19 protein-coding genes are annotated in these 26,514 nt (G+C 44.4%); 13 read left to right on the top strand and 6 right to left on the bottom strand.

All coding sequences use genetic code 11. The features are described 5' to 3' along the window. Positions 1-124: 124 nt before the first annotated feature. From aroF to L8106_RS04780, 6 genes are all read right to left on the bottom strand, one after another. Positions 125-1,159, bottom strand: a complete 1,035-nt coding sequence (gene aroF / locus L8106_RS04805) for a 3-deoxy-7-phosphoheptulonate synthase (RefSeq protein WP_009783085.1) — start codon at positions 1,157-1,159, stop codon at positions 125-127. Between the two features lie 66 nt (positions 1,160-1,225). Further along, the gene (gene trpD, locus L8106_RS04800) at positions 1,226-2,350 is read right to left on the bottom strand and encodes an anthranilate phosphoribosyltransferase (RefSeq protein ID WP_009783084.1); all 1,125 of its coding nucleotides are present in this window, start codon (positions 2,348-2,350) and stop codon (positions 1,226-1,228) included. Positions 2,351-2,459: 109 nt separating this feature from the next. Beyond that, the gene (trpB, locus tag L8106_RS04795; protein WP_009783083.1) at positions 2,460-3,710 is read right to left on the bottom strand and encodes a tryptophan synthase subunit beta; all 1,251 of its coding nucleotides are present in this window, start codon (positions 3,708-3,710) and stop codon (positions 2,460-2,462) included. 157 nt (positions 3,711-3,867) lie between these two features. Continuing rightward, on the bottom strand, positions 3,868-4,677 hold the full coding sequence (gene trpA, locus L8106_RS04790) for a tryptophan synthase subunit alpha (protein WP_009783082.1): 810 nt from the start codon (positions 4,675-4,677) through the stop codon (positions 3,868-3,870). Beyond that, entirely contained in the window at positions 4,674-5,585 is a 912-nt protein-coding gene (trpC, locus tag L8106_RS04785; protein ID WP_009783081.1) for an indole-3-glycerol phosphate synthase TrpC, read from the bottom strand. The genes trpA and trpC overlap by 4 nt, the downstream gene beginning before the upstream one ends. A 68-nt stretch (positions 5,586-5,653) precedes the next feature. Further along, complete coding sequence (locus L8106_RS04780) at positions 5,654-7,900, bottom strand: anthranilate synthase (protein WP_009783080.1); 2,247 nt, start codon at positions 7,898-7,900, stop codon at positions 5,654-5,656. Positions 7,901-8,395: 495 nt separating this feature from the next. Between L8106_RS04780 and scyA the strand changes: the two genes are divergently transcribed. The 13 genes from scyA to L8106_RS04715 all read left to right on the top strand — a co-directional run bounded on the left by scyA (position 8,396) and on the right by L8106_RS04715 (position 26,104). Further along, positions 8,396-10,288: a scytonemin biosynthesis protein ScyA gene (scyA, locus tag L8106_RS04775; RefSeq protein WP_009783079.1), complete on the top strand. Its 1,893-nt coding sequence runs from the start codon at positions 8,396-8,398 to the stop codon at positions 10,286-10,288. 129 nt (positions 10,289-10,417) lie between these two features. Continuing rightward, entirely contained in the window at positions 10,418-11,476 is a 1,059-nt protein-coding gene (gene scyB / locus L8106_RS04770) for a tryptophan dehydrogenase ScyB (RefSeq protein ID WP_009783078.1), read from the top strand. A gap of 57 nt (positions 11,477-11,533) precedes the next feature. Next, the gene (scyC, locus tag L8106_RS04765) at positions 11,534-12,496 is read left to right on the top strand and encodes a scytonemin biosynthesis cyclase/decarboxylase ScyC (protein ID WP_009783077.1); all 963 of its coding nucleotides are present in this window, start codon (positions 11,534-11,536) and stop codon (positions 12,494-12,496) included. Positions 12,497-13,402: 906 nt separating this feature from the next. Next, positions 13,403-14,830 (top strand): ScyD/ScyE family protein, encoded by a 1,428-nt coding sequence (locus L8106_RS04760; protein WP_039895551.1) that lies wholly within the window; start codon positions 13,403-13,405, stop codon positions 14,828-14,830. An 80-nt stretch (positions 14,831-14,910) separates the two neighbouring features. Next, positions 14,911-16,263, top strand: coding sequence for a ScyD/ScyE family protein (locus L8106_RS04755; protein ID WP_009783075.1), 1,353 nt, complete (start codon positions 14,911-14,913; stop codon positions 16,261-16,263). Positions 16,264-16,303: 40 nt separating this feature from the next. Then, complete coding sequence (gene scyF / locus L8106_RS04750) at positions 16,304-17,485, top strand: scytonemin biosynthesis PEP-CTERM protein ScyF (RefSeq protein WP_009783074.1); 1,182 nt, start codon at positions 16,304-16,306, stop codon at positions 17,483-17,485. A 703-nt stretch (positions 17,486-18,188) separates the two neighbouring features. After that, a complete protein-coding gene (locus tag L8106_RS04745; RefSeq protein ID WP_009783073.1) occupies positions 18,189-19,112 on the top strand; it encodes an EboA family metabolite traffic protein in 924 nt (307 codons plus the stop codon). A 19-nt stretch (positions 19,113-19,131) separates the two neighbouring features. Further along, positions 19,132-20,055, top strand: a complete 924-nt coding sequence (locus tag L8106_RS04740; RefSeq protein WP_156803589.1) for a TatD family hydrolase — start codon at positions 19,132-19,134, stop codon at positions 20,053-20,055. 119 nt (positions 20,056-20,174) lie between these two features. Further along, positions 20,175-21,092 (top strand): UbiA-like protein EboC, encoded by a 918-nt coding sequence (gene eboC / locus L8106_RS04735; protein ID WP_009783071.1) that lies wholly within the window; start codon positions 20,175-20,177, stop codon positions 21,090-21,092. Positions 21,093-21,142: 50 nt separating this feature from the next. Next, positions 21,143-22,360 (top strand): 3-dehydroquinate synthase, encoded by a 1,218-nt coding sequence (locus tag L8106_RS04730; RefSeq protein WP_009783070.1) that lies wholly within the window; start codon positions 21,143-21,145, stop codon positions 22,358-22,360. After that, positions 22,360-23,619, top strand: coding sequence for a metabolite traffic protein EboE (gene eboE / locus L8106_RS04725; protein ID WP_009783069.1), 1,260 nt, complete (start codon positions 22,360-22,362; stop codon positions 23,617-23,619). Before L8106_RS04730 ends, eboE begins: the two co-directional genes overlap by 1 nt. 38 nt (positions 23,620-23,657) lie before the next feature. Next, entirely contained in the window at positions 23,658-25,022 is a 1,365-nt protein-coding gene (locus L8106_RS04720) for an alkaline phosphatase family protein (RefSeq protein WP_009783068.1), read from the top strand. 224 nt (positions 25,023-25,246) lie between these two features. Beyond that, positions 25,247-26,104, top strand: a complete 858-nt coding sequence (locus L8106_RS04715) for a pentapeptide repeat-containing protein (RefSeq protein ID WP_009783067.1) — start codon at positions 25,247-25,249, stop codon at positions 26,102-26,104. Positions 26,105-26,514 lie beyond the last annotated feature (410 nt).

Below are 26,514 nucleotides of genomic sequence, written 5' to 3'. Positions count from 1 at the left end.
ATTCCTGAATTCCTGTCGGCACAACAACCGCGTTTGGTGCGCTTACTCCTAAACTCCTGAACTCCTAAACTCCTAAATTCCTAAATTCCTAAACTTGTAAACTCCGAAACTCCTAAAAGCCCGATTAAACCAGAGCCGGAACTCGTTGAGGCAGAAGTTCTGCGGCCAACGCATCAAACTGATTTGGGGTCAAAGATTGCGGCCCATCAGAGAGTGCTTTCGCTGGATTGGGATGAACCTCAATCATCAACGCATCGGTACCGGCAGCCACGGAAGCTTTCGCCATCGGAGGAACAAACTCAGACTTACCCGTACCATGACTGGGGTCAATCATAATCGGCAAATGAGTCAGAGTTCGCAACACGGGAATCACCGATAAATCCAGAGTATTGCGGGTATATTGGCGATCGAAGGTGCGAATCCCCCGCTCACATAAAATTACATTTGGGTTGCCCTCCGACAACACATATTCAGCCGCCATCAGCCAATCTTTGACCGTCGCCGCAATCCCCCGCTTCAATAATACGGGCTTATCTTGAGCGCCCACTTTTTTAAGTAAAGCGAAGTTTTGCATATTGCGAGCGCCCACTTGCAGGACATCAGCCACCTCGGCAACCGCCTCTAAATCTGCCGTATCCATGACTTCGGTAATAATGCCCAACCCAGTGGCAGAACGGGCTGCATCTAACATTCCCAAAGCACTTTCACCATGACCTTGGAAAGAATAGGGAGAAGTTCTGGGTTTATAGGCACCTCCCCGCAGAAACTTAGCCCCTGCGGCTTTCACCCGTTTGGCGGTTTCCACAATCATTTCTTCGTTTTCAACCGAACAAGGCCCGGCGACAATCACCAACGGATGATTTTTACCAAAATCAACATCACCATTGGGTGTAGACACTTTTACCGTACTGGCTTGCCCATGACGAAACCCTAGACTTGCCCGTTTAAAAGGTTCTTCAATGCGTAAAACCTGTTCAATCCAGGGATTCATATTTTGGATTTGGTCTTTATGAAGCAAAGCCGTTTCACCAATCAAACCCAAAACGGTTTTATGCTGACCGACACTTTTTTCAACTTTGACATTCCACTGTTCGGACAGGGCTTCGCTGATGATTTCAACTTCAGAACTGGGGATACCGGGTTTGAGAATAACGATCATAATTTACTCCTGTGCGTGTAATTTGTAGTTGTTTGCTAGTTGTTTTTTGGTCAATCAAACGGTCAGTTAGTCCTGTAAAAATTGACTCAGTTCTTCTAATTTTTTCCAAGCTTGTCCGCTGGCTAAAACCTCTTTAGCGATCGCAACACCTTTTGAGATGCTTTCGGCGTAGGACACAGATTCACCCACATAAAGCGCCATCGCCGCATTGAGGGCAACCACATCCTGTTGGGCTTGTGTACCTTTGCCTTGCAATACTGCTTTGAGAATCTCAGCATTATCATTGACATCGCCACCCTTGAGGGCGGACGTCGGGACGGTAGCAATGCCAGAATCAGTCGGAGAAATAACGGTAAGATTAACCGTGTGTTCGCCAATTGTGCCGTTTGGGGTTTTGCTGACAAAAGCAGCATCGGTGAGATCGGCTAAACCCACTTCGTCTAAGCCTTCGCGTCCGTGAACCACAACCGCCCGACGGATATTAAGCTGAGTCAAAGCCAGGGCAACGGTTTCAACCAACGACGAGTCATAAACCCCGATCACCTGTCCGGTGGGTTGCATCGGGTTCAAGAGCGGGCCGAGCAAGTTAAAAACCGTGCGAATTTTTAAGGTTTTACGCAGGGGCATAATCGCCTTAAACGCCGGATGCCAACCGGGAGCGTATAAAAAGGTAATGCCTACTTCCGAGGCTGCCGCTTCTACCCGTTCGGGACTGGCTGATAGGTTTAAGCCTAATGCTTCTAACACATCGGCAGACCCGGCTTTGCTAGAACTTGAGCGGTTGCCATGTTTGGCGACTTTTACCCCTGCTGCTGCGGCAACAAAAGCCACTGCGGTGGAAATATTAAAGGTAGATGCACCATCACCGCCCGTACCGCAGGTGTCAATCATCGGGACGGTATCGATCGGGGAATTTGACTTAAGCGCCTGTTGGCGCAGAACTTTCACCATACCGACTAACTCGCTGGCAGAAACCCCTTTTGACTGAATGGCGGCTAATATGGCGCCAGAGATCACGGGGGGAATTTCCTCAGTTAGCCAGCCCCGCATGAGAACAGATGCCTGTTCAACCGACAGCGACTGCCGATCTAAGAGCTGAGTCAATAATTCCGGCCAGTTTTGTTGTTTAGCCGCTTCCGGGGCGCTCTGCGGTTTGACAAGATTAGTATTAGGAGAGATTAATGTGGTCATGGGATTTTACAGTGATCAGTTATCATCGGTGAGTTGTTGTGTCTTTACCGCTTTTAAGTTAGGGCAGTCGCCCAACAACTTTTGCAAATTTCATCGGACTCTACACTGTTTACTGTTGACGATCTTCGAGGGCTTTAATCACCGTCTGCACATCTTTATCACCCCGTCCAGAACAGTTGAGAACAATGCGGGGACTGCCTGTTAAAGTCGGACAAAGGGTATCTAAATAGGCGATCGCGTGAGCCGTTTCTAACGCCGGAATAATCCCTTCAAGAGAAGACAACATTTGAAAACCTTCCAACGCCTGCTCGTCGGTGACGTTATAATATTCGGCGCGACCGAGATCTTTGAGGTAGCTGTGTTCCGGGCCAACGCCAGGATAATCCAGTCCGGCGCTGATCGAATGAGCCTCAACAATTTGACCTTCGGAGTCTTGCAATAGATAACTCATCGCCCCGTGCAGAACCCCAATTTGGCCTTTAGTTAAGGTGGCGGCGTGTTTATCAGTTTCGACGCCAACACCTGCGGCTTCAACGCCAATCATGCGAATATTAGTATCGTCAACAAATTCGTTAAATAAACCGATCGCGTTCGATCCGCCACCGACGCAAGCCATTAAAATATCGGGTAAACCGTTCCATTTTTCCAGACATTGGGCGCGAGTTTCTTTACCAATAATTGCGTGAAAATCTCGGACAATCATCGGATAGGGATGAGGGCCTGCCGCCGAACCGAGAATGTAGTGAGTGGTTTCTACGTTCGTTACCCAGTCGCGAATAGCCTCCGATGTGGCATCTTTGAGAGTACCGGTTCCCGCTTCTACCGGACGAACTTCCGCCCCCAACAACCGCATCCGAAACACATTCAAAGATTGCCGTTCGATATCGTGTACGCCCATATAAATCACGCACTCCAAGCCAAACCGAGCGCAAACTGTGGCAGTGGCGACACCGTGTTGACCTGCACCCGTTTCAGCGATAATCCGCTGTTTGCCCATACATTTAGCGAGCAACACTTGACCGAGAGCATTATTAATTTTGTGGGCGCCGGTATGGTTGAGGTCTTCTCTCTTCAGATAGATTTGCGGCCCGGTACCGTCAGCTTTGGCATAACGTTCGGAAAGTCGTTCAGCAAAATAAAGCGGACTGGGACGACCCACATAGTCTTTCAACAAACCGTCTAGACGCTCATTAAATTCAGGATCACCGATGTAGCGATGAAACTGAGTTTCTAACTCGCTTAGGGCAGGCATTAGGGTTTCGGGGACATATTTACCCCCAAACCGTCCGAACCGTCCGAGTGCGTCGGGTCGTTGATTTGTGTTGTTAGAAACCGTTGGACGTTCATTCAAACTAACCATTGTCAAAAAATCCTTTTTTTCTAGGTGTTAGGAGTTGGGAGTTGGGAGGTGGGGAGATAGGGAGATGGGGAGATGGGGAGGTGGGGAGGTGGGGAGGCGAGGAGATCGCCTATTGCAAGATTGCCTATTGCAAGATTGCCTCTTGCAAGAGCGCCTTTTAACTGGAAACTGCTGTTTTGAGATCTTGCGCTAACTGTTCAATCTCTTTGAGTCCTTGTTCGGGTGAATTTTCAGCCAAACGTCGGACGAAAGCGCTACCGACAATCACTGCATCTGCTCCCCACTGGGCAATTTGTTGGGCTTGTTTCGGTTCGGAAATGCCAAAACCAACGCCAATGGGTTTATCTGTACTGGCTTTCAGGTCGCCAATTAACGTTTGAACCCGGGACTGAACCTGCGATCGCATTCCCGTTACCCCAGTCACGCTCACCAGATAAATGAACCCCTGCGACTTCTGGGCGATCGCCTGTATGCGCTCAGAGCGGCTTGTCGGAGCCACCAAAAGGATCACTTCAATCCCCACCTCAGCAGCAATATCAAGCAACGTTTGAGATTCTTCTAGGGGCAAATCAGGAACAACTAGCCCTTTAACTCCCGCATCGGCAAACCGAGTTAAAACCGCCCGAATACCCCGATAAAGGATGGGATTGTAATAAGAAAATAAAATCAACGGGGCTTTCAGAGTCGGAACCACATCGGAGACAACCTCTAACACTTGGTCAAATGTCACCCCCTTTGCTAAAGCGCGTGTTGCTGCGGCTTGAATCACCGGACCATCGGCTAACGGATCGGAATAGGGAATTCCCAACTCAATCAAGTCGGCGCCGCTGCGGTCGAGGATTTGTAAGGCTTTTGCCGTTGTTTCCAGGTCGGGATCGCCTGCGGTAATAAACGGAATTAATGCACATTCACCCCGCCCTTTTAACGTTTGGAAACATTCAGAAATGCTTTGAGTCTTGGTTTTCATTTTTGTAGTTCTAATTGTTTAGGAATAATCGCTCGCACGGCTTGGGAAATTTCTGTTTGCTGCACTAAAGATTCACCGACTAACACGGCATTCGCGCCCGCTTGATGTACCCGAACCAGATCGTCGGATGTCTTCAAACCCGACTCGCTGACGACAACAATATTTTTTGCAGTTAGTTCTTCACCTCGCGAAGCTAATAACTGTTCAGTTGTCGCCAAATCAACGGTAAAATTTTCTAAATTGCGGTTGTTAATGCCAACTAAACGAATACTTTTACCCGTTTCCGGCAATGCTAACACCCGATCTAATTCGGCTAAAGTATGAACTTCAACCAAAGAATCCATTCCCAAGCGATCGGCTAATATTGAGAACGCACTCAAGTCAGCATCACTCAACACCGCAGCAATTAACAGCACCGCATCGGCACCAGCAGATCGCGCCATCAACACTTGGCAGGGGTCGATGATAAACTCTTTGCAGAGCAGAGGAAGCGATACACTATCTCTGACCCGTTGTAAATTCTCAAAACTCCCTTGAAAAAAGGTTTTATCCGTGAGAACCGACAAACAAGCAGCGCCCCCTCGTTCGTAAGCTTGGGCAATTTTCACGGGATCAAAATCGGGGCAAATAATACCTTTGCTGGGGCTAGCCTTTTTCACTTCAGCAATTAGCGCCGGAGATCCTTTTTTGAGTGCTTTGGCAAAATCTCTCCGTTTACTAAAAGCAGAAGAAGGCTTTAACAATGTTTCATAATCAGAACCCGATTTTAAAGATGACATCGCCTGCTTCATTTGCAAGACTTCATCTTCTTTTTGCCAAATAATCTTTTCGAGAATATTGTCTGGAATTGAGTGTTGGGGCGCAATCTCATAACCCGTATTTAGTTCTGTCAAACGACGAATCTTCATAAGTCTACTTGTTCTAATTTCCCGGTATCGATTTGAGGTCAAAAAACTGAGCATTGACCCCAAAAACCTCAGCGAACAAATGCCTCAATAAAGCTGTTTTCAACTTCTTCTCGGGAATTCTCGACTTGAGTGGTCTCGCCATCACCCGATATTGAACCATAAGCATCAACCACATTTTGAATCATCTTCAAACCTGCACTACCTGTCATCGTCATCAATGATTCTGGATGAAACTGAACCGCAGTGATCGGTAGATCTCGGTGTTCAATCGCCATAATCACCTGATCGGAGGAAAATGCTGTTACTTTGAGTTGAGCAGGTATCGCTTGAGTTAAGGCATGGAGTGAGTGGTATCGTCCCGCCTCAAAGGTTGAAGGCAGGTCTTTAAACAGAACCGAATCTGAATCTACAACCGTAATTTGCGAAGAAATACCATGCTGCGGACAGTCTAAAACTCCCAAGGTACCGCCAAAGGCTTCGACAATACCCTGTAACCCTAAACAGACTCCAAACAGAGGAATATGGCGCTCAACACAAGCATTAACCATATTGCTCACGCCGAAGTCGGCAGGACACCCAGGCCCAGGCGAAAGTACAACCAGATTGGGTTGCTCTTGATCTAGAACTTCGAGGGGAAAGCCGTGACGTCGAGTGACAACCTCAGCACCGCAGTAACGAATATAGTTTGCTAATGTATGAACAAAAGAGTCTTCATAATCAACAATCAACACTTTAGGGCGGCGACGCTGGGTTGTCTGAGCGGGGGATATCAACTCGCTAGGACTGAGTTTATCGCGCTGAGTTTGTTTTAGAGCTTGCAGCATTGCAGCCGCTTTGGTGAGCGTTTCTTTGGCTTCTGCTTCTGGAATTGAGCTATGAAGTACCGTTGCTCCGACGCGCACTTCTGCAACTGAGTCTTTGAGGCGAATGGTTCTCAAGACTAAGCCTGTATTGAGGTTGCCATTAAAGTTAAAATAGCCCACCGCTCCCCCATACCAACGACGGGCGCTGCGTTCATGCTGTTCAATAAAAGCGATCGCCGCTCGTTTGGGTGCCCCGGTTACGGTTACTGCCCAGGTATGGGTTAAAAAGGCGTCTAGGGCATCGTATTGATCTTCTAAAACCCCTTCAACGTGGTCAACGGTATGGATTAAATGGCTATACATTTCCACCTGACGCCGACCAATAACCTGAACTGATCCAGGTTTACACACTCGGGATTTGTCATTGCGATCAACATCTGTACACATGGTCAACTCGGTTTCATCTTTGAGCGAGTTCAGTAAATGCCGAATTTGAGTAGCATCTTCGATCGCATCATCACCGCGTTCAATGGTACCGCTAATTGGGCAGGTTTCCACCCGTCGCCCATCTACTCGCACAAACATTTCTGGGGAAGCCCCGATCAAATATTCGCCGCCCAGGTTGAAGATAAACCCATAGGGACTGGGGTTGATCGTTTGTAGCGTTTGGAATAGCTCACAAGGATTGGTTTCACAACTCTCAAAAAAGCTTTGAGAAGGCACCACCTCAAACAAATCTCCTCTGCGGAAATAATCAAAGGCGGTTTTTACTAAGTCTGCATATTCGCCCTCTGCATGGTCAGCAACTTGAGTTAAGGGCTGACGTTTTCCTCGATAATCGATCACCTCGCCCGTTCGAGGAAGTCCGTCAGTTGAACTGTTGGCGGTTTTAAAGTCGTACTGAAGTTGAAAGGCTTGTTGGAGGTAGTAGTCTACGACAATCAATTCATCCGGCAAATATAGCACTAAGTCTTGCTGATCGTCGGGACGCTTGATTTTTTGAGGGATTGGCTCAAACTGAAAGACTAAATCGTAACCTAGCGCTCCGTAGAGTCCTAAATGTTCATCTTCATCGCTTTTAAATGTATTTGTAATGGCTCTAATAACAGAGAATGCAGAGGGCTGTTGGCTTCTTTCTTCCTCGGAGAACAATCGATGGGCGGATGCGACTGTTCCTGTAATTTTTTGACGATTATGCTGAATATTTTTTAGATCAGTACAGTCATACAAAGCGCTCGAAATTTGTTTGATTAAAATTTCTCCACGTTCATTGAGTGCTGTGATGGTAAAACAATGATCTCGTGTTGCTATTTCCAGAGGTGGATTGACAAATCCAATCGCCCATCGTCTGTAGCGTCCTGGATATTCATAGCTGCTGGTCAATAATCCACCCCGTACAGTATCCAACTTCGGTAAAATCCGATCCAGAGCGGTCTCCATTGGCAGAAGTTCGACCTGTCGAAATATTTCGATACCACCATCTGTTAGATATTGTTGGGGCTTGTAGGTCATTATTTGAAAATCTCCATGATTTAGCGGTCGGTGTCCGTGAAAACACGGGTTACTGTTCTAGAGCTTAAAGAACTTGCTAGAGAAAGTTCAATGATATTTTTTCGGTACGTCGTTACATTTCTTTAGATTTTCTCATAAATCATCATTTATACTGTGTTAAACCTGAAATATCAGCAAATCGACTGATTAAGAAAACTCTATCTTAGGATAGAGTAATTAAAATCATAAAAGCGCTGAGAGGCAAAAGTTAAAAAGAGTTTATACAGAAAAAATTCTGGCTATTGAGAGTCCAATTCGGCATCACCACTGTATTGTCAGAGTGAACTTAGAGCCGATTAAGAGATTGAATAGAACTGATAAAAATCTAAAGAATTGATACCTCGTCCGAAATAATGTGCATAGCGATGTCCTTAAAAATGTCTTTATGATGTGTGTCAGATGCAGCCAGCTACAAAAAATTTAAAGCTAAAAGTCTAGCAAGAATAGTACGCAACAATGATCAAGAAATCACCTGAATCAACGACCGTAATCACTCAAGAGAAACAGACAAAAATAGCTCATAAACAATCTGTCAGAGAATCTGCCAATGGTTCTCATGACCCATTAACCAACAGCCTGTCAGCCGTCAAAAAAGAGACTTCAGTCTCTCAAGCGGTCGTGAAGCTATTGGAAGATTTGGGTGTTGTATGGGCTTTTGGCGTTTCCGGCGGCGCAATGGCAACCCAATGGGATGCCCTATCTAACAGCCGTCAAATCCAAGTGATTCACTGTCGTCACGAATCCGGAGCTGCCTTTGCCGCTCTAGAAGCATCTCTCGTCAGCAATCGCCCCGTGGTTGTTTTTTCAACTGCCGGCCCTGGCATTACCAATACATTAACCGGGTTATTTGCCGCCCGAGGCGAAGGAGCCAAAGTCATTCACTTGTCGGCCTGTACATCAACATCACAACGAGAGCGTTGGGCCATTCAAGAAACAAGCCCTCGAACACTGCCAACGGATGGATTATTTAGCTCTGGAGCGCTCTATAACTACGCAACTATCATTGATTGCCCCGAGCAACTCCCTCAAATTGCTAGACGACTCACACAGGGAGTCTCTCAGCCTGGAGGCTTTACCGCTCATCTCAGCACTCCGACAGGGGTACAATCATTGCCGATGCCAAAAGAGTTGCCCACAGCAACGGTGACAGAGAACGCAATTGCAGTCACCGATTCTGTCATTTCTCACTGTGTTCAACTTCTCTCTGAAGGCCCCTTTGCCATTTGGGTCGGTTATGGCGCTCGTTTAGCCACTCAAGAAGTGATGCAGCTTGCTGAGGTCACAGGTGCCGCTGTCATGTGTTCACCCCGAGCAAAAGGACTCTTTCGAGAAGACCATCCTCAGTTTGTCGGTATTACGGGGTTAGGCGGTCACAGTTCAGTGTTGAACTATTTAAACACGGTGAAGCCATTAAGAACATTGGTACTGGGAACTCGTATGGGTGAACCGACCTCATTTTGGAGTCCCGACTTGGTACCGAGTCGAGGATTTATTCAAGTCGATATTGACCCGAGTGTGATTGGAGTCAGCTATCCAACGGTTCCAACCTATCCAGTTCAGGCTGATATCGGTACGTTTCTGCGACAACTATTACCCTATCTGTCGCACTATCCTCGCTCAATCGTTAATTTACCGAATCCTGAACGTGAACCGATTGCAGAGGCGACCAGTACCCTCGTGCGTCCCGAGATTTTGATGGAGACGATTCAAAAAGTCATCGTTGAAGGCAGTAACGCAGTCGTACTAGCAGAGTCAGGTAATTCATTTACTTGGTCTACTCACCTATTACGCTTTTCTGAGTCAAATCGTTATCGGGTTAGTACAGGTGTGGGTTCGATGGGTCATGCAACAACAGGGGTTTTGGGTGCGGCTCTCGGTCAAGGTCATAAAGCCGTTGCGATTGTTGGTGACGGTTCGATGTTGATGAATAGTGAAGTCAGCACCGCCGTCAAATACCAAATCCCTGCGGTTTGGATTGTGCTGAACGATGCCCGCTACAATATGTGCTATCAAGGGATGGCAATGCTGGGACTCAAAGCCGATGCACTCATGCCTCAGACTGATTTCACCATGATTGCTCAGGGTATGGGCGCCCAAAGTATTCAGGTCTTGGAAGAATCACAGCTTGAAAGCGCTCTACAAAAAGCGATGGCTGCCAATGGGCCGATTGTGGTTGATGTCAAAATTGATCCTTCTCGCCACGCTCCCTCTAAAGGACGCACCAAAAGTTTAGCGAATCGTTCAACGGAGAAAGCAGAGCCGAAACCCGAACCCAAAGGCTATCCGTTAGATGACTACACCTCAAACAATGGTTCATCGAAGGAGCAAGTCTCTTTTCCGATGACTTAAACAGAATTTTAGGGAACAGCCAATAGGCAAAAGGCAAATGTCAGAAGTGCTTTCATTTTGACTTGATTTGCCTTTCCATCTCCCAACTCTCAACTTCTATTCCTTTTACTCAAGCATAAATAAACCACAATGAAACTATTTGAAACAACAGCCACAGCCGGCCATGAACAGGTTTTATTCTGTAACGACCAAGCCTCTGGATTGAAAGCAATTATTGCGATTCACGACAGCCGACTGGGTGCTGCTATGGGGGCAACTCGTCTCTGGCCCTACGAAAGTGAGGTTGCGGCTTTAACCGATGCTCTGCGTCTCAGTCGAGGCATGACCTACAAAGCCGCCTGTGCCAATATTCCGATGGGTGGCGGTAAAGCGGTAATTATCGCCAAGCCTGAGCAAAAAACCTGCGAATTGTTACAGGCTTATGGTCGATTCATTGAGCGCCTGAATGGTCGATTTATCACGGGTCAAGATATTAATTTAACGCCGCAGGATGTTCGACAAATTAATCGGGAGACAAAGTATGTTGTCGGGACTCAAGAAAAATCGGGTGGGCCTGCTCCGGTTACAGCTATCGGTGTTTTACTCGGAATGAAAGCTGCCGCAAAATACCGCTTTGGTTCTGATAATCTCAAGGGATTAAAGGTAGCCGTTCAAGGTTTGGGTAATGTCGGACAGCATCTTTGTGATTGGCTACACCAAAATGAAGTCAAACTATTTGTCAGTGATATTAATCAAGCCAAAGTTTCTAAAGTTGCTCGGTTATATGGGGCGACTGCGGTTGAACCTGAGCAGATTTATGGACTTGATGTTGATATTTTTGCGCCTTGTGCAATGGGAGCGATTCTCAATACTCAAACGATTTCTCAGATGAAAGCGTCTATCATTGCAGGTTCGGCGAATAATCAGCTTTTAGACGAGCAAGTGCATGGCGAAATGCTGACGGCTCAAGACATTTTGTACTGTCCGGATTATGTGATTAATGCGGGGGGGTTGATTAATGTTTATCACGAGTTGATTGGCTACCAGGAGAAAAAAGCAATTAGTCATGTTCATAGTATTTACGATACTTTGCTAGAACTTTTCAAGAAAGCTGAAACGACCGGAATGACGACTCATAAGGCTTCTATGCAGCTTGCTGAAGAACGTATTACCCAGGCTGAACAGGCTCAAATGTTGGTGAGTGCATAACCTCAACGAATAGAAATACGGAAAAACTACACCCGAAAATTTTTACCACAGGAAACAATGGAACAGAATACCTTTGCTACGTCTGCTTATATTGCGACAGATACTGATACGGCTTTTGACTATCTTTGCAGTCTGAAAAATTTAGATGACTGGACGCTATTTAGTCGGATGATCGAACAAGTTGATGAAGATACTTGGCTGGGAACAGCTTCAGGTTATCAACATAATTTGTATTATCATGTCAAACGAATTGACAATGGTTTCTTTAAGGGGATTGAATGGCATTGTGGGATTAAATACCAAGAGTATTTTCAGGTTTATCCGGTGATGCTGTTTCCGCCTGAATATATTGAGCCAGGAACCGATGAGTCGGGGGTTTATTTTCACTGGCTAAGTTTTGTCGATCCGAAGCGACGAGTGCCGATGATTATGCAGGGGATTGAAACAGTTCATACTTCTGAATGTCGTTCACTCAAGGCGATTTTAGAACGCCAAGCTGGACGAACTGAAGCGGCTGTCGGTCGTTATAAAATTGTTACTGATACTATCTTTGTGGATGCGCCGATAGAGATGGGATATGAGTATCTCAGCGATCTGCGAACGATGGATGAATGGGCGCATTTACTAAGACCTGCGGGTGAAATTAGCTCGAAAGAGGGTGAGTTTTTAGATGAGTATAATCAAACCGTGAAGGTTGAGTTGCGATCGCATACTCTCAGCAAATATTATCTGATTGAGCAGGATTTCTATTACCCTGATCACAACTTTACTCAACGCAGCCCTTCTATTATTATCCCTTGTTCCTATGCGTTTGCTGATCCTGATGCTGAAGGCTTTATTCAACATCGGATCACGTTCTGGCCTTTAGACAAACCCCTACGTCACGGTAAGCTGCAAATTCAAGACTTTGGGGCTGAAAGTATGAATATCAAACGGTTCTTAGAGGCTAAAGCAGGCAATCTCGAAACATTTGCTCAAGGGATGAGTTATCAGCCCAAAAAAGCACTCGCTAAAGTTTAGAGAAGATCATCTCTGCTCGCTAAACATTGATTAGTTGAATAAATTTAGTTCCTCGGTTTTTCCGACTAAACAGGTTTTGCCTTTTTAGTTGATTATAAAAACTGAGGAATTTGCTGATTAATTATGAATGATGAATTATCAATGATCAATTAAGTTGTTAGGCGTCTAAATTAGAACATCAGAAATTTTTGACACCTGACACCTAAAACATGACACCAATTTTTGAACAATTATCATATCACATCCGATTAATGATCGTTCTGTAGGGGCTGGTTCTGCCGATAGCCAGGTCTGGGAGGAAAAATTTAGATCAACCCGCCCTACCCCGATTACTATTCCCTGGTGTAGGATTAAAGTATGCCAAAAGGAATAGGCAATAAGAAATAGAAAAGAACGGCTATAGCGGATTCATATTTTTGTCAATTTTACCATGACATTTTTTACGATATCTGTGATTATTTTTTAGAAAATCAATTTAAAATATAGGCAGTTATACGGATCACATTTTTTTTCTATCCCTCCGTAAATTTTCGTAAAAAAAGTCAAATCTTTACGAAAAAAATGACACCTTTTGACCTCTTTTGCTGTGTTAGCTTATCTAAAGTTATCTGGGTGTCAGAGAAGAAAACCAAGTCTAACAGGGAGTTTAGACGGGTTTAGAGCTTGAATATAGATAGACTTCATTGCAATAAAGAGTCTGAGAAACTTAGTGGTATAGAGTAACTTTTTTACTCTGCTCCTTCAGCATGGCTCCAAAGCTTTCATTCTGATTAGTTCAGACTTTTCTCTCTATTTATTACCAAGTTTTGAGGATTGATTAATGATCAGTCACTCAATGGCTATCCCTGTCATTTTTTGTCTTCTTCTCATCGGTTACAAGCTACGACTATTTATTTCACGGGAACAATGAAACTTAAGCAAATTGGTTATACACTTCTAACTATTACCACCGTATTCGCTTCGGCAACTCCTGCTAAAGCAGCAAATTTCACAACAGTTGCTAGCGGACTCAACAATCCAAGCGGAATTACTTTTGGCCCTGACGGTAGCCTATATGTCGGAGAAACAGGTACAGGCGGCGACGGAAACTGTCAGCCTTCTCCAAGTGCTGCTTTTGCCAATATTTGTGCGGGTCAGACGGGATCGCTGACTAAGGTTGATCTAATCAGTGGCACTCAGACAAGAGTAATTGATAACTTTGATTCCTTGGCACTTCAGCCGACTCTAGAGCAAGGTGCAGGCCCCCAAGAGATTGCCTTTGACTTCTTGGGTAATGCTTACCTCGTTAGTGGCTATGCTGGATATCCAGGCAACCGAGATATCGGTCTGTTTGAACTCAGTCAAGATGCCGAACTTCCCCCAGAACAAGACTTTATTGCCCCGCCGACCGAAGATCCCGACGAACTCTTAAATGTATCTAACCTGGGTAAACTGTTTAAGGTCGATTTAGCCACTCAAGAATTCACCGAACTGTTTGACTTTGCCCAATACGAACAGTTGAACAACCTTGACGGTGGCGACTACATTAGCAACCCCTTTGCGATCGCAATTCAAGAAGATTCCGCTTTTGTAGTTGATGCTGGCGCTAACGTCATCTACAATATCGGCTTGGCGGATGGCGAACTGCGGAATGCTTTTGCCGCCCCGACTCAGTTAGTTGACAACGTAGAATTTCCTCCTGCTTCTCCTTTTGAACCGCCTCAAAATTCGGGTGAAGATACCCCAGTGATGGGTGGCGACCCGAGCCAACTTCCCCCCGAAGGCGAAGAACCTGAAATGCCTTCTTTTGAGGTTCCTGAAGGCCCGTTAGACTTGCAGTCGGTACCGACCGGAATCACAATTGGGCCTGATGGAGCAGCTTATTATGCTGAACTGACGGGTTATCCCTATCCTGAAGGCGAAGCCCGAGTTCTCCGTATTAATGAAGCTGGTGTTCCAGAAGTCTTTGCAGAAGGTTTCACCCAGATTACTGATTTGACTTTTGATGCGGATGGCAACCTGTTAGTGCTGCAATTTGCCGATGAAGCCCAGTGGAAAAACAGTGTCGAAGGAAGCTTAAAAAATTTGCCGGGTTCAGTGGTCAAAGTCACGCCGGATGGTAAACGCACGACAATCGCTCAAGAAGGCATCTTCTCAGCAACAGGGATTCAAGTTGGCCCCGATGGTGGCATCTATGTTGCTAATAATGGTATCGGTACCAATGGTTCTGTGATCCGGTTTGACGATGTTGAGTCTGTCCCTGAACCCGGTACTATTTTGGGTCTATTGTTCTTTGGCGGTGCCAGCATTTTCGGTTTAAAAGGCAAGCGAGACGGACTGAAAAAAGCGGATTAGAAGCAGTTAGGGTGTGATTTTTAATTGCATCCTGTCGCAATTTCTAGCCCGATTTGACCGTCTCGACTTTTCCTCCGCAGATGAATATCAACCACTCGGTTTGCTCTTTAGCAGTTACCTGTTTATTCTTTTCAATTACTAACACCGCTCAAGCGGCAACATTTACTCGCTTTGCTGAGGGTCTTCAAAACGCCAGAGGACTCAATGAAGGCCCCGATGGTGAACTCTACGTTGCTGAAGCGGGAATTGGGGGAGGATCGACTTCATCAAGTTCTATCCCCTCGCCAAATATACCTGGTCTTGACCTGTATTTGGGCAATACGGGTGCCGTCAGTAAAGTTTCCCCTGATGGCACTGTTACGCCTGTGCTGACGGGCTTGAGTTCTGTAGCTTTGGCAGATGGTAGCAACGCTGTCGGCCCACAAGATATTGGATTTGATGCGTTTGGTACGCCCTACGTCCTGTATGGATCGGTGGGTGATCCAGCGAGGCGCGATCAAACGTTGAATGCCTTAGCGGGTAATCCTTACTCTGCAAACGAGATTTTAGGGACTTCGGAGTTGGGTAGCCTTTACCAAGCCAATTTTGTCACAGGTCAACTGACTCGGTTAGCTGACTTGGCCCGGTATGAACTGGAAAATAACCCAACCGGGGGTGATATTGACAGCAACCCCAATAGCCTCGCGATCAACGGCGATACCCTTTATATCACCGACTCGGGCGCTAATAATTTGTTTGCCTACAGTCGGAGAGAAAACCAGCTTCAACTCAATACCATCTTTGACCCGGAAACTGTTGCTTTTGACAGTCTCCAGTTTCCGGAAGGGTTAGGGCCGCCCCCTGCCGCACCAAACGATCCCACTCAGACGCCGGAAACGGAAGAACCCCTCTTTCCTCTCCAATATGTGCCGACAGGCGTTGCGGTTGGTGGTGATGGCAATCTTTATGTTGCTGAGTTTGGAGGGTTTCCGTTTCCCCAGGGGAAGTCAGAAGTGACTCAAATTGATGCCAACGGTCAACAAACAACATTTGCTAACGGTCTTATTCAGCTTACTGATATTGCTTTTGCGCCCAGTGGCAAGGCTTACGCGACTATTTTGGCAACTGAATCTTTGGCTTTAGGGGGCGATCGCGGAAAAGTTGTCGAGATCGATAACGATGGCAAAGTTACAACGATTTTAGATGGTAACGAGGTCGAGGGCGTTGAGTTGTTAGTAAACTTAACCGTCGGAACAGATGGCCTGGTTTATGTTGCGGGTCGGGGTAATGGCCCAAACTCAACAATCTTTCAAATCGATCCCGAAGGGGAAGCTGTTGATATCCCTGAACCCAATTCAGCCTATGGCGTTTTAGTTTGGGGTCTTCTGGGAACGCTTTCTTTTGCTTTCAAGACGGCTCGAAAACAGGCAAACTTTACGACGATTGACCAATAAGCAACTAGCATCCATTGTCAATTTAACTTAAGGACTTATTATGAAGCTCAAAAAATTCTCAGTCGGCGCCAGCCTCACACCCCTATTAGCGGGATCGTTAATCTCTTTAGGTGCGATCGCAACTGAAGTTAAGGCTGTTACTCTCGAATTTGAGCGCCAAATTGGTGAACCTGGCTTTGCACCTGGTCAATTATTTGTGCCTCAAGGTGTCTCGGTTCAAGAGAGTACAGGCAATATTTATGTCGGCAATGGTCGCGGACGAAACCCCGACGGGACGACAAACTTTGAAGTGGGTAATGAAGTTTCGATCTTTACTCCCGAGGGTGAATATATTGGTGGGGTCGGATCTGGCGGGACCGGCCCGGGCGAGTTTGATGAACCTGGAGCGTTGGAGTTTAGCCCGACAACGGGTAATCTCTATGTGGGTGATGTTTTTAACCTGCGGGTGAATGTTTACGATCCTGAAGGTAACTATATTCAAACTATCGCTGATGGTGAATTTGGCGGACTGATTGAAGGTCGGGCTTTCTTTGGGCCTTCTGGGATTACTTTTGATGCCGAGAATAATGTTTATGTTGGCGACTTTAGTAACGATCGCATTCTGAAAATTAACGGATCGGGTGAAATCATTGACACCATCGGCACTCCGGGAAGCGAACCTGGACAGTTTCAAGGCCCTGCGGGTATCCGCATTTCTTCGGTTAGTGGTAATATCTACGTCGCTGATCAGTTTAATAACCGGGTTCAGGTGTTAGACCCAGACGGAAATCCCCTTCTAGCGTTTGGTATGCAAGGAACAGAACCTGGTCAGTTTGAACAACCAATTGGCTTGGAAATCGATGAGGAAGAAAATATTTATGTTGCTGACTCTATCAACAGCCGTGTGCAGGTTTTTGATAAAGAAGGTAATTTGTTAACTGTGTTTGGTGAACCTGCCCGCACTCCCGATGGTGAGATTATCCCTCCGCCTCCCCCGGATGGTTCTACTGGGCCTTTTGGACCCGAACTCGACCTGCGACCGGGTGCATTTAACTGGACGGGTGGCACGGGAATCAATGATGACAAACTCTATGTGGGAGATTTCTTCCAAGGTCGTGTACAGGTACTCAGCATTAATTATGACGATGCTGAAAAAGTACCTGAACCCATGTCAGTCTTAGCTTTGGGAGGGGTTGGTTTGATGGCAACGAAGATCCTCAAAAAGCGTAAAATGACTCGTTAATCGTTCTGTTTATGCAGAGGTGTTTGACAGATACAACTTAATCAAGCTGTTATTCAGGCACTTCTGTATAAATGCCAAGTCTGCTCAAAGTTGTGACCAACGGTCACAGCAGCGGACAGACCCCTTGCGCCTGACGGCGCAAGGGAATGCTGTCCAAGACAGGCTCCGTCGTAAAACGGCGGAGTAATCTGTGACTCACCATCAATCCGCTTGATTGTGTGGGCTTTTGAGCTATTTATTTGTTGTTCAAATAAACTTGGTTTATAATAGGCACATAGCATCTCTAGCTAGCATCTAAAAAAACTGTTAATATCTATATTAAGTCTGGGGAAGTCAAAACCATTTGTCAAACTGTACAAACAGGGCATGGTTTAACAGTTTAAAAACTAAATCACTTAATAATCGCCGAAGGTTATTGGGGGATTAAAAATTGATATTGAGAAAAGTGCAAGACGACTGTTAAAAGCAGTATTTTGTCAAGTGCAAATGTTCAAATATATCTTTTGACCTAAGAAGATTTTCGTCTTTTTAGGGAGGTAAATATGTCAAAATTAATTTCAAAGAAAGCTTGATGTTTATTCATTGAAGTTAAAACTGTTGTACATTAAAACACCTTGAAATAAAGCTTTTAAGGTTTGTATAATAGACAATACAATAAACAACAATCAAAAGATCAAACAGCTTAATCCAGAAAAATAGCGACATGGTTCTTGCATCTATCAATCAATCAACTCACTTAAATCGGACAATCAATCTAATCTTTGACTGGCTCTCAAATCAACTCGATAACGAACAGCTTGCTTGGCTGACCCAAAAGCAGTCTGAACTGTTGAAGGGAGCAACCCAGAGATCATTTTTTATTGCATTCAGCTTAGTTCCTCGTCGTTTAGGGAAAGCAAATTTGGTGCTAACCGATGAAGATTTAAAAGTAGCAATAGAAATTTGCCCCGGTTGGCATCCTCAACACTGGCGAGTTGACGGGCTGGCTCGAACATTGTTAGTTTTATCCTTAATTAAAGGCAACTCCGAAGACTATCAAAGCATTCTTGATCAGCTCTTTTCTGCTGCTGATATCGATGAGCTAGTCGCCCTTTATCAAGCGTTGCCGCTACTTCCTTCACCGGAAAAATACCAAGATCGGGCAGCCGAAGGAATACGCACAAATATGTCAGTTGTATTCAATGCAGTGGCACTTCATAACCCCTATCCTGCCCATTATCTTTCCGAACTTGCTTGGAACCAAATGGTTTTAAAAGCGATTTTTATTGATAGTCCACTGCACAAAATTATCAGTCTTGATCATCGGACTAACCCCGCTTTGTCACAAATGTTAATTGACTACGCCCACGAACGTTGGGCTGCTGATCGCAGTGTTACCCCTGAACTGTGGCGGGCAATGGGTGCTTTCACAACCGATAGTATGACTGAAGATTTAATCAAAGTGTTGGATCACCCCGATCCGATGCAACAAGAAGCAGGTGCGATCGCCTGTATGATTTCCCATTCAGAAAAAATCAAGTCATTGCTAGAGTCTCGCCCCAAGTTAAAAACATTTAGCCAACAGCAAACTTGGAACAGTTGGACTCAGAATTATCTTGATTCTAACCCCACCCATACAGCCAAATAAACTATCATCATCTATCACTATGGAATCTACCAATCTCATGTTTATTGATCCGCATATTCATATGACTGCACGGACAACCTATGACTATCTGGTGATGCGAGAGTATGGCATTGTTGCTGTGATTGAACCTTCTTTTTGGTTGGGTCAACCTCGCACAAACCCCGGCAGTTTCAAAGATTATTTTAGCAGTCTTGTGGGTTGGGAACGGTTTAGGGCGTCTCAGTTTGGCATTGCTCATTATTGTACAATTGGTTTGAACCCCAAAGAAGCCAATAATTCCACCGTTGCTGAACTTGTGATGGATTTGTTGCCTGTATTTGCCTGTAAAGAAGGCGTTGTAGCAATTGGTGAAATTGGCTACGATGACATGACAGAAACAGAAGATAAATACTTTCAAGATCAGCTTGCTTTAGCCAAAGAACTCGATATGTTGGTACTGATTCATACGCCCCATCGCAACAAAAAAGCGGGTACAAGTCGTAGTATGGATCGCTGTATTGAACATGGTCTTGATCCGTCTCAAGTGATCATCGATCATAACAACGAAGAAACCGTTGAAGAAGTTCTAGAGCGAGGGTTTTGGGCTGCATTTACCATTTATCCGATGACGAAAATGGGTAATGCTCGGATGGTAGAAGTTGTTAAAAAATACGGTACTGATCGCATCATTGTTGATAGTAGTGCTGACTGGGGATTAAGTGATCCCTTAGCCGTACCCAAAACCGCTCAACTGATGTTAGATGAAGGCATTAATGAGGCGGATGTGCGAACAGTTTGTTATGAAAATGCACTCAAAGCTTATAGTCAAAGTGGTCAATTTAAAGAAAGCGATTGGCTCACACCTAAACCTGTTGATCATACAGCACAGTTTGATGGCAATAGCGTATTGCGAGGGCAAAATCCAGATGCAAAAACTCTGCGGGATTCAGTTGTGATTCAGTAGAAATAGATTGAATCGTCACCAATTTTAGAGACAGGTTCATCTTAATTGATTCATCTTAAAAATAACCGATTGAACCCCAAAAATATAGATTTATTCGTCCTAGCACAAAGGTAATTGATTTGAATACAACAATTCTAAGCAATCGTACAGCAGGCTACTTTCAACTCATGCGTCCCCCCAATATTCCTACAGCTTGGGCGGATATCTTAGCCGGATATGCCATTGCCGGGAGTAGCGCCTCTATTAGTTCTTTATTGTGGTTACTGTTAGCAACAACTGGACTTTACGGGGGCGGGGTGGTTTTTAATGATGTTTTTGATGCAGAGTTAGATGCCGAAGAACGCCCGGAACGGCCAATTCCTCGGGGTGCTGTTTCATCTCAAGAGGCGACAATATTGGGGGGTTTTTTGTTAACAGTTGGAGTTTTTGCAGCGAGTCAGGTTTCTGGCTTAAGTCTCCTATTAGCCAGTCTGATTGCTGCGGCGACAATTATTTATGATAGTACAGCAAAACATCATGCTTTGTTCGGGCCGTTAACAATGGGGTTTTGTCGGGCGGGGAATTTATTACTCGGTATCAGTGTTTTACCAACAGCCTTTAGCAATATTTTTGAGAATGGGTTTTCATTAATTCATCCCACCTATCTCGCCATTATTCCTATTTTGTATATTGGTGCAATTACCGCCATTAGTCAAGGTGAAGTGTATGGGGGAAATCGTCGCACTGGACAAATTTCGGTTGTACTGATGGGTATTGTCATTGCTATTTTATTGGGCTGTGCAATTACATCTGCTCATATAATTAGTGCTTTATTGTTTGTTGGGTTGCTGACTTGGCGCATTTTTCCCCCGTTTGTACGAGCGGCAACTTTTCCCCAACCTAACTATATTCGCAGTGCTGTTCAAGCAGGAATTTTATCTTTAGTGATTGTCAATGCAACACTCGCTTCTTGCTTTGCTGGCGGACTTTACGGTTTGCTAGTGTTAGCACTCTTGCTGTTATCAATGGGATTAGCGCGTCTGTTTGCAGTGACCTAATATTACAGGCAACAGACCATAAAAAAACAGATTAAAAAGGATAAACTTCAATGACTTTTACACTTTCTAAGCCCGCTTCTAAACCCGCTAGCCAGAGTTCATCCACTGAGTATGCTTCCCTAAAACAAGAGGTAAAAGTTACATTTAACTACGATGTACACTTTACTCGCGATTTATTTAACCCCGATAATCCAATGTTAGCAAATGTGCTACTCTCGAAAGGGGAAGGGGTTAAAAAAGTGATTGCATTTGTTGATAGTGGACTTCCTCAACAGACGGAAATTCTGGCTCAAATTCAAGCTTATAGTAATTGCCATTCCTATGCGTTAAACCTCAAACCCGGTTCAACTTTAATTGCCGGGGGAGAAGCGGCGAAAAATAATCCTCAACTCGTTGAAAATTTACAAAAGATAATTTCAGAAGCCGAACTTTGTCGTCATTCCTACGTTATCGCTGTGGGTGGCGGTGCGATGTTAGATTTGGTGGGCTACGCCGCAGCAACAGCCCATCGAGGGATTCGGTTAATTCGGGTACCGACAACGGTTTTAGGACAATGTGACTCGGGAGTTGGGGTTAAAAATGGGATTAATGCTTTTGGGAAAAAGAACTTTTTAGGAACATTTGCACCTCCAACTTTGGTTTTAAATGATGCCAATTTTTTAACCACATTAGATGATCGAAATTGGCGTTCAGGTTTGGCTGAAGCGGTGAAAGTTGCACTGATTAAAGATGCTGCTTTTTTTGATTTTATTGTTAATCATACAGAAGCATTAGTGAACCGAGATTTAGATACGATGCAGCAAATTGTTTACCGTTGTGCTAAGTTGCACCTCGATCATATTGCTGGTGGAGATCCGTTTGAAATGGGGAGTTCTCGCCCTCTAGATTTTGGTCACTGGGCAGCACATCGTATAGAATACCTCAGCAATTACCGTCTTTATCATGGAGAAGCTGTAGCAATTGGAATTTGTCTTGACAGCACTTATTCTTATTTGTCAGGTTTGATTACCAAGCAAGAATTGAATGAAATTTTGAACCTGTTTAAAGCATTAGGATTTCGTCTTTATGATGCTGAACTTTCTTCTCATTTCACTGAACCTGAACATTCCCGTTCTCTGTTTCGAGGGTTAAGTGAATTTCAAGAACATTTGGGCGGTGAGTTGACTTTAATGCTGCTTGCAACCGTTGGTCAAGGTTTAGAAGTTCACCAAGTTGATTTAGACAAATATCGTCTAGCGATTATGATGTTAAAGGAGGCTGATTTATAATGCAGCTTACTGAAAATAGCACTCACTTGACCTACTGTACAAATATTCATCCAGGCGAATCTTGGCTGGAAGTTTTTGATAACTTAAAACAATATATTCCAGCTTTGAAAAGTCGCTTAAATTCTGAATATTTGGGGATTGGTTTAAGACTTTCTCATCAAGCAACAACCCAACTTAAGCCCTCAGAAATGAGTGAGTTTAAAGCTTGGTTAGCCAAACATAATCTTTATGTTTTTACCCTGAATGGATTTCCCTATGGTGGCTTTCATAACCAGGTGGTGAAAGATCAAGTTTATGCACCAGACTGGACAACATCAGAGCGAACGAATTACACTCAGCACCTGGCTTATATATTAGCGGAACTGTTACCTCAAGGTGTAAATGGGAGTATTTCAACGCTACCTCTTTCTTATAAGCCTTGGTTTAACAGTTCATCTGATATCAATGAGGTGTTTAAACAGAGTACAATTAACCTGGTTAAAGTTGTTGTAGAACTGGTTAATTTACATCAGAAAACGGGTAAATTTATTCATGTTGACCTTGAACCCGAACCCAATGGGTTAATTGAGAATTCCGCCGAAGTGATTGATTTTTTTGAGAACTGGCTGTTACCTGTCGGTGGAAAACAACTCGCTGATACACTGGGGATTGATTTGAATACAGCCGAGAAACTTCTGCGACAACATATTCAAATCTGTTACGATACTTGCCATTTTTCTGTTGTTTATGAAAAGCCATCTCAGGTATTTGAACAGTTTAAACAAGCCGGGATTTTAGTTGGCAAAATTCAAATTAGTGCAGCGATTAAAAATCAGCTTCCTCAAGATCAATCTGAACGTGATCACCTCGCTGAATATTTGCATAAATTTGTTGATTCTACTTATCTTCATCAAGTCGTTGCTGCTCATCCAGACGGTACTTTCCAATCCTATATTGATTTACCCGAAGCACTTCAAGAGTTAAGAGAAACAACGGCTCAAGAGTGGCGGACTCATTTTCACATTCCGATATTTAACAAAACTTACGGCGTTTTACAGTCTACCCAAGACGATATTTTAACGGTATTAGATTTGTTGAAAGATTATCCCTGTGAACATCTAGAGATCGAAACTTACACCTTTCAAGTTCTTCCTGAAAACCTCAAAACTGATTTACTCACTTCTATTCAAAGAGAGTATGAATGGGTACTTCAGCATTATCAAGATCATTCTAATCTATATTCAAACCAACAACAGACTGTTTCCTCTGCTTCAAGTTAGCATCCTTTGAAAATTGTAGTTTTATTCTCAATTAATCCATGCAAAAAACAGTAGTTATTAATGTTGTAGGTTTGACATCTGCATTGTTAAAAGCCATGCCCAAACTGTCGAAATGGGCGAAACAAGTTAATACAATTAAACCTGTATTACCTGCGGTGACTTGTTCGGCCCAGACAACCTATTTAACTGGAAAATGGCCGAGTGAACATGGTATTGTTGGGAATGGTTGGTATTTTCGTGATGAAAATGAAATTAAGTTTTGGCGACAGTCTAACCGTTTAGTACAATCTCCGAAAATTTGGGAGATGGCTAAAGAGATTAACCCCAATTGTACAACCGCAAATCTGTTTTGGTGGTACAATATGAATTCATCAGTAGACTATGGAATTACCCCTCGACCGATGTATCCTGCTGATGGTCGAAAAATTCCCGATATTTACACTCAACCCGGTGATTTGCGATCGCAAATTCAATCCGATTTAGGTCAATTTCCCCTGTTTAAATTTTGGGGGCCAGCGACTTCAATTGCATCTAGTCAATGGATAGCAGATTCTGCTAAATGGGTGGATATTCGCCAAGATCCGACGCTAACACTGATCTATCTTCCTCATCTTGATTATTGTTTGCAAAGTGTTGGGACTCAAGCCGAAGATATTCAAGAAGATTTACAAGCGATTGATCAAGTTTGTGCAGATTTAATTAACTATTATACTGCCAAAAATGCCAATATTGTGGTATTGTCAGAATATGGTATTACTCCAGTTTCTCAACCTATTCATCTGAACAGATTATTGAGAGAAAACGGTTTATTATCCATCCGGGAAGAATTAGGCTTAGAATTGCTCGATACAGGTGTTAGTGAGGCTTTTGCTGTCGCCGATCATCAAATTGCTCATATTTATGTGCGATCAAAAGCTAATATTTCTAAAGTGCGATCAATCCTCGAAAATGTTGATGGTATTGACTACATTTTAGACAAGGAAGGTCAAAAAGAATTTCATCTGAATCATAGCCGATCCGGTGATTTAGTTGCGATCGCTCATCCTCACGCTTGGTTTACTTACTATTATTGGTTAGACGATAAACGCGCCCCAGATTTTGCTCGCACAGTTGATATTCACCGCAAACCAGGTTATGATCCTGTTGAGCTTTTTATTGACCCCAAAATTCCTTTTCCTAAAGTCAAAATTGCCTGGAAGTTGTTACGCAAGCAATTAGGTTTTCGTTATTTACTCGATGTTATTCCCCTTGATGCTAACCTCGTTAAAGGGTCTCACGGTTGTATTCCGCCTAATACTTGCGATTACCCCGTTTTTCTCACTCAAAAAGCAGAAGCTTCAGAAGAAAACCCTCTGTTACCTACAGACATTAGCCAACTGATTCTTAAAGAAATCTTTAACTAATTAACCCACATTTAAACAAAAAAAATTGATAGATAGTCTTGGGTGCGATCATCTATCTAAAGATATAAATTCGGGGTAAAAATGAACGCCCCGATTTTTTTATATTGCCAAATTTCCCCAATTTAGTTATACTCAGAAAGACCTCTTGAACAATCGGGAAAATTTCGGTAAATTTTCAAGGATTGGTCTGAAAAATTCCCAGATGAAGTTTCTTAATAAAATCAATGAAGCTGCCAAATATACTAACAGCATCAGCGACAGTTTTTTCTGTCCTTATTGGTGGGCTTTTTGCCCCCGCTCACGCTTTTAACCCCGCCGACTTAGAGCGAGTCTTAAACGGGAATAACTGTGTAGGGTGTAACCTCGCTGGAGCGAACTTCGCGGGACTTAACCTGGGTGGTGCAAATTTTCAAGGGGTAAACCTCAGCGATACTAACTTTTCTGGAGTTAATTTAGGTGGTGCTAACTTCGCCGGAGTTGATTTAATTGGGGCGAATTTTCAAGGGGTAAACCTCAACGATACTAACTTTGTGGGAGTCAACCTCAGCAATACGAACTTTGCCGGAGTTGACCTCATAGGTGCTAATTTTTTCGGTTCTAATCTCACCGATACTAACTTTGTGGGAGTCAACCTCACCAATACGAACTTTGCCGGAGTTGACCTCATAGATGCTAATTTTTTCGGGGCTAATTTAACCGATACTAACTTTGTGGGAGTCAACCTCAGTAATACAAACTTTGCGGGAGTTGACCTGATACGAGCCAATTTTTTAGGGGCTAATTTGACCGAAAGTAACTTTGTGGGAGTCAACTTAAGCGAAGCCAACCTCACCGGAGTTAACCTCACCGACAGTAACTTTATAGGAGTTAATCTCAGTAAAGCCAACCTTACCGGAGTTAACCTAGCAGGAATTAACCTGATTGGAGTTAATCTAACAGATACACTCCTAAATGGTGAAAAAATCACCGACAAAATTGCAAGCGTCCCCGAACCTTCTTTCCTGGTTAGCCTCAGTATATTAGCAATAGCAGCAGCAGGAAGTCGCCTGAAAAAGAAACTCGACTATTTGCAACAAAAATAGTTGATTTCTATCATAATTAGAGAAAAATTTTTAGTCTGGGTGGGTTGATTTAACTAATTTTTGGAAAAATATATCTTTAGGAAGAACCCGTCCCAACACCGGCGACGGGTTCCGAGGTGACCAACGGTCAATGCAGCGGACAGACCCCGCGCCCTTCGGGCGCACGCAGTTGCGTGATTGTCGGGGAACCCGCCTCTCGCAGTCACTCATGGGGGAAACCCGCGCGCCCCCTTGCTGCTTCACCAACGCACTGCACTCACCACCTGCGGGCAAAGTGCGCAAAGTGCGGTAAGCGCGGTTACGCCTGCGTAGAGCGCGAAGTCCGTTGCGGGGGTTCCCCCCGTTGTAGGCAGGGCCGCTTCGTTCTAGCCCTAAAACTTGATTTGTGGGGGGTGGGGAGGTAGGGAGGT

Source organism: Lyngbya sp. PCC 8106 (assembly GCF_000169095.1).
Taxonomy (GTDB): domain Bacteria; phylum Cyanobacteriota; class Cyanobacteriia; order Cyanobacteriales; family Microcoleaceae; genus Capilliphycus.
Note: the sequence above shows the minus strand (reverse complement) of the source record. Positions and strands in the feature narration are given on the sequence as shown.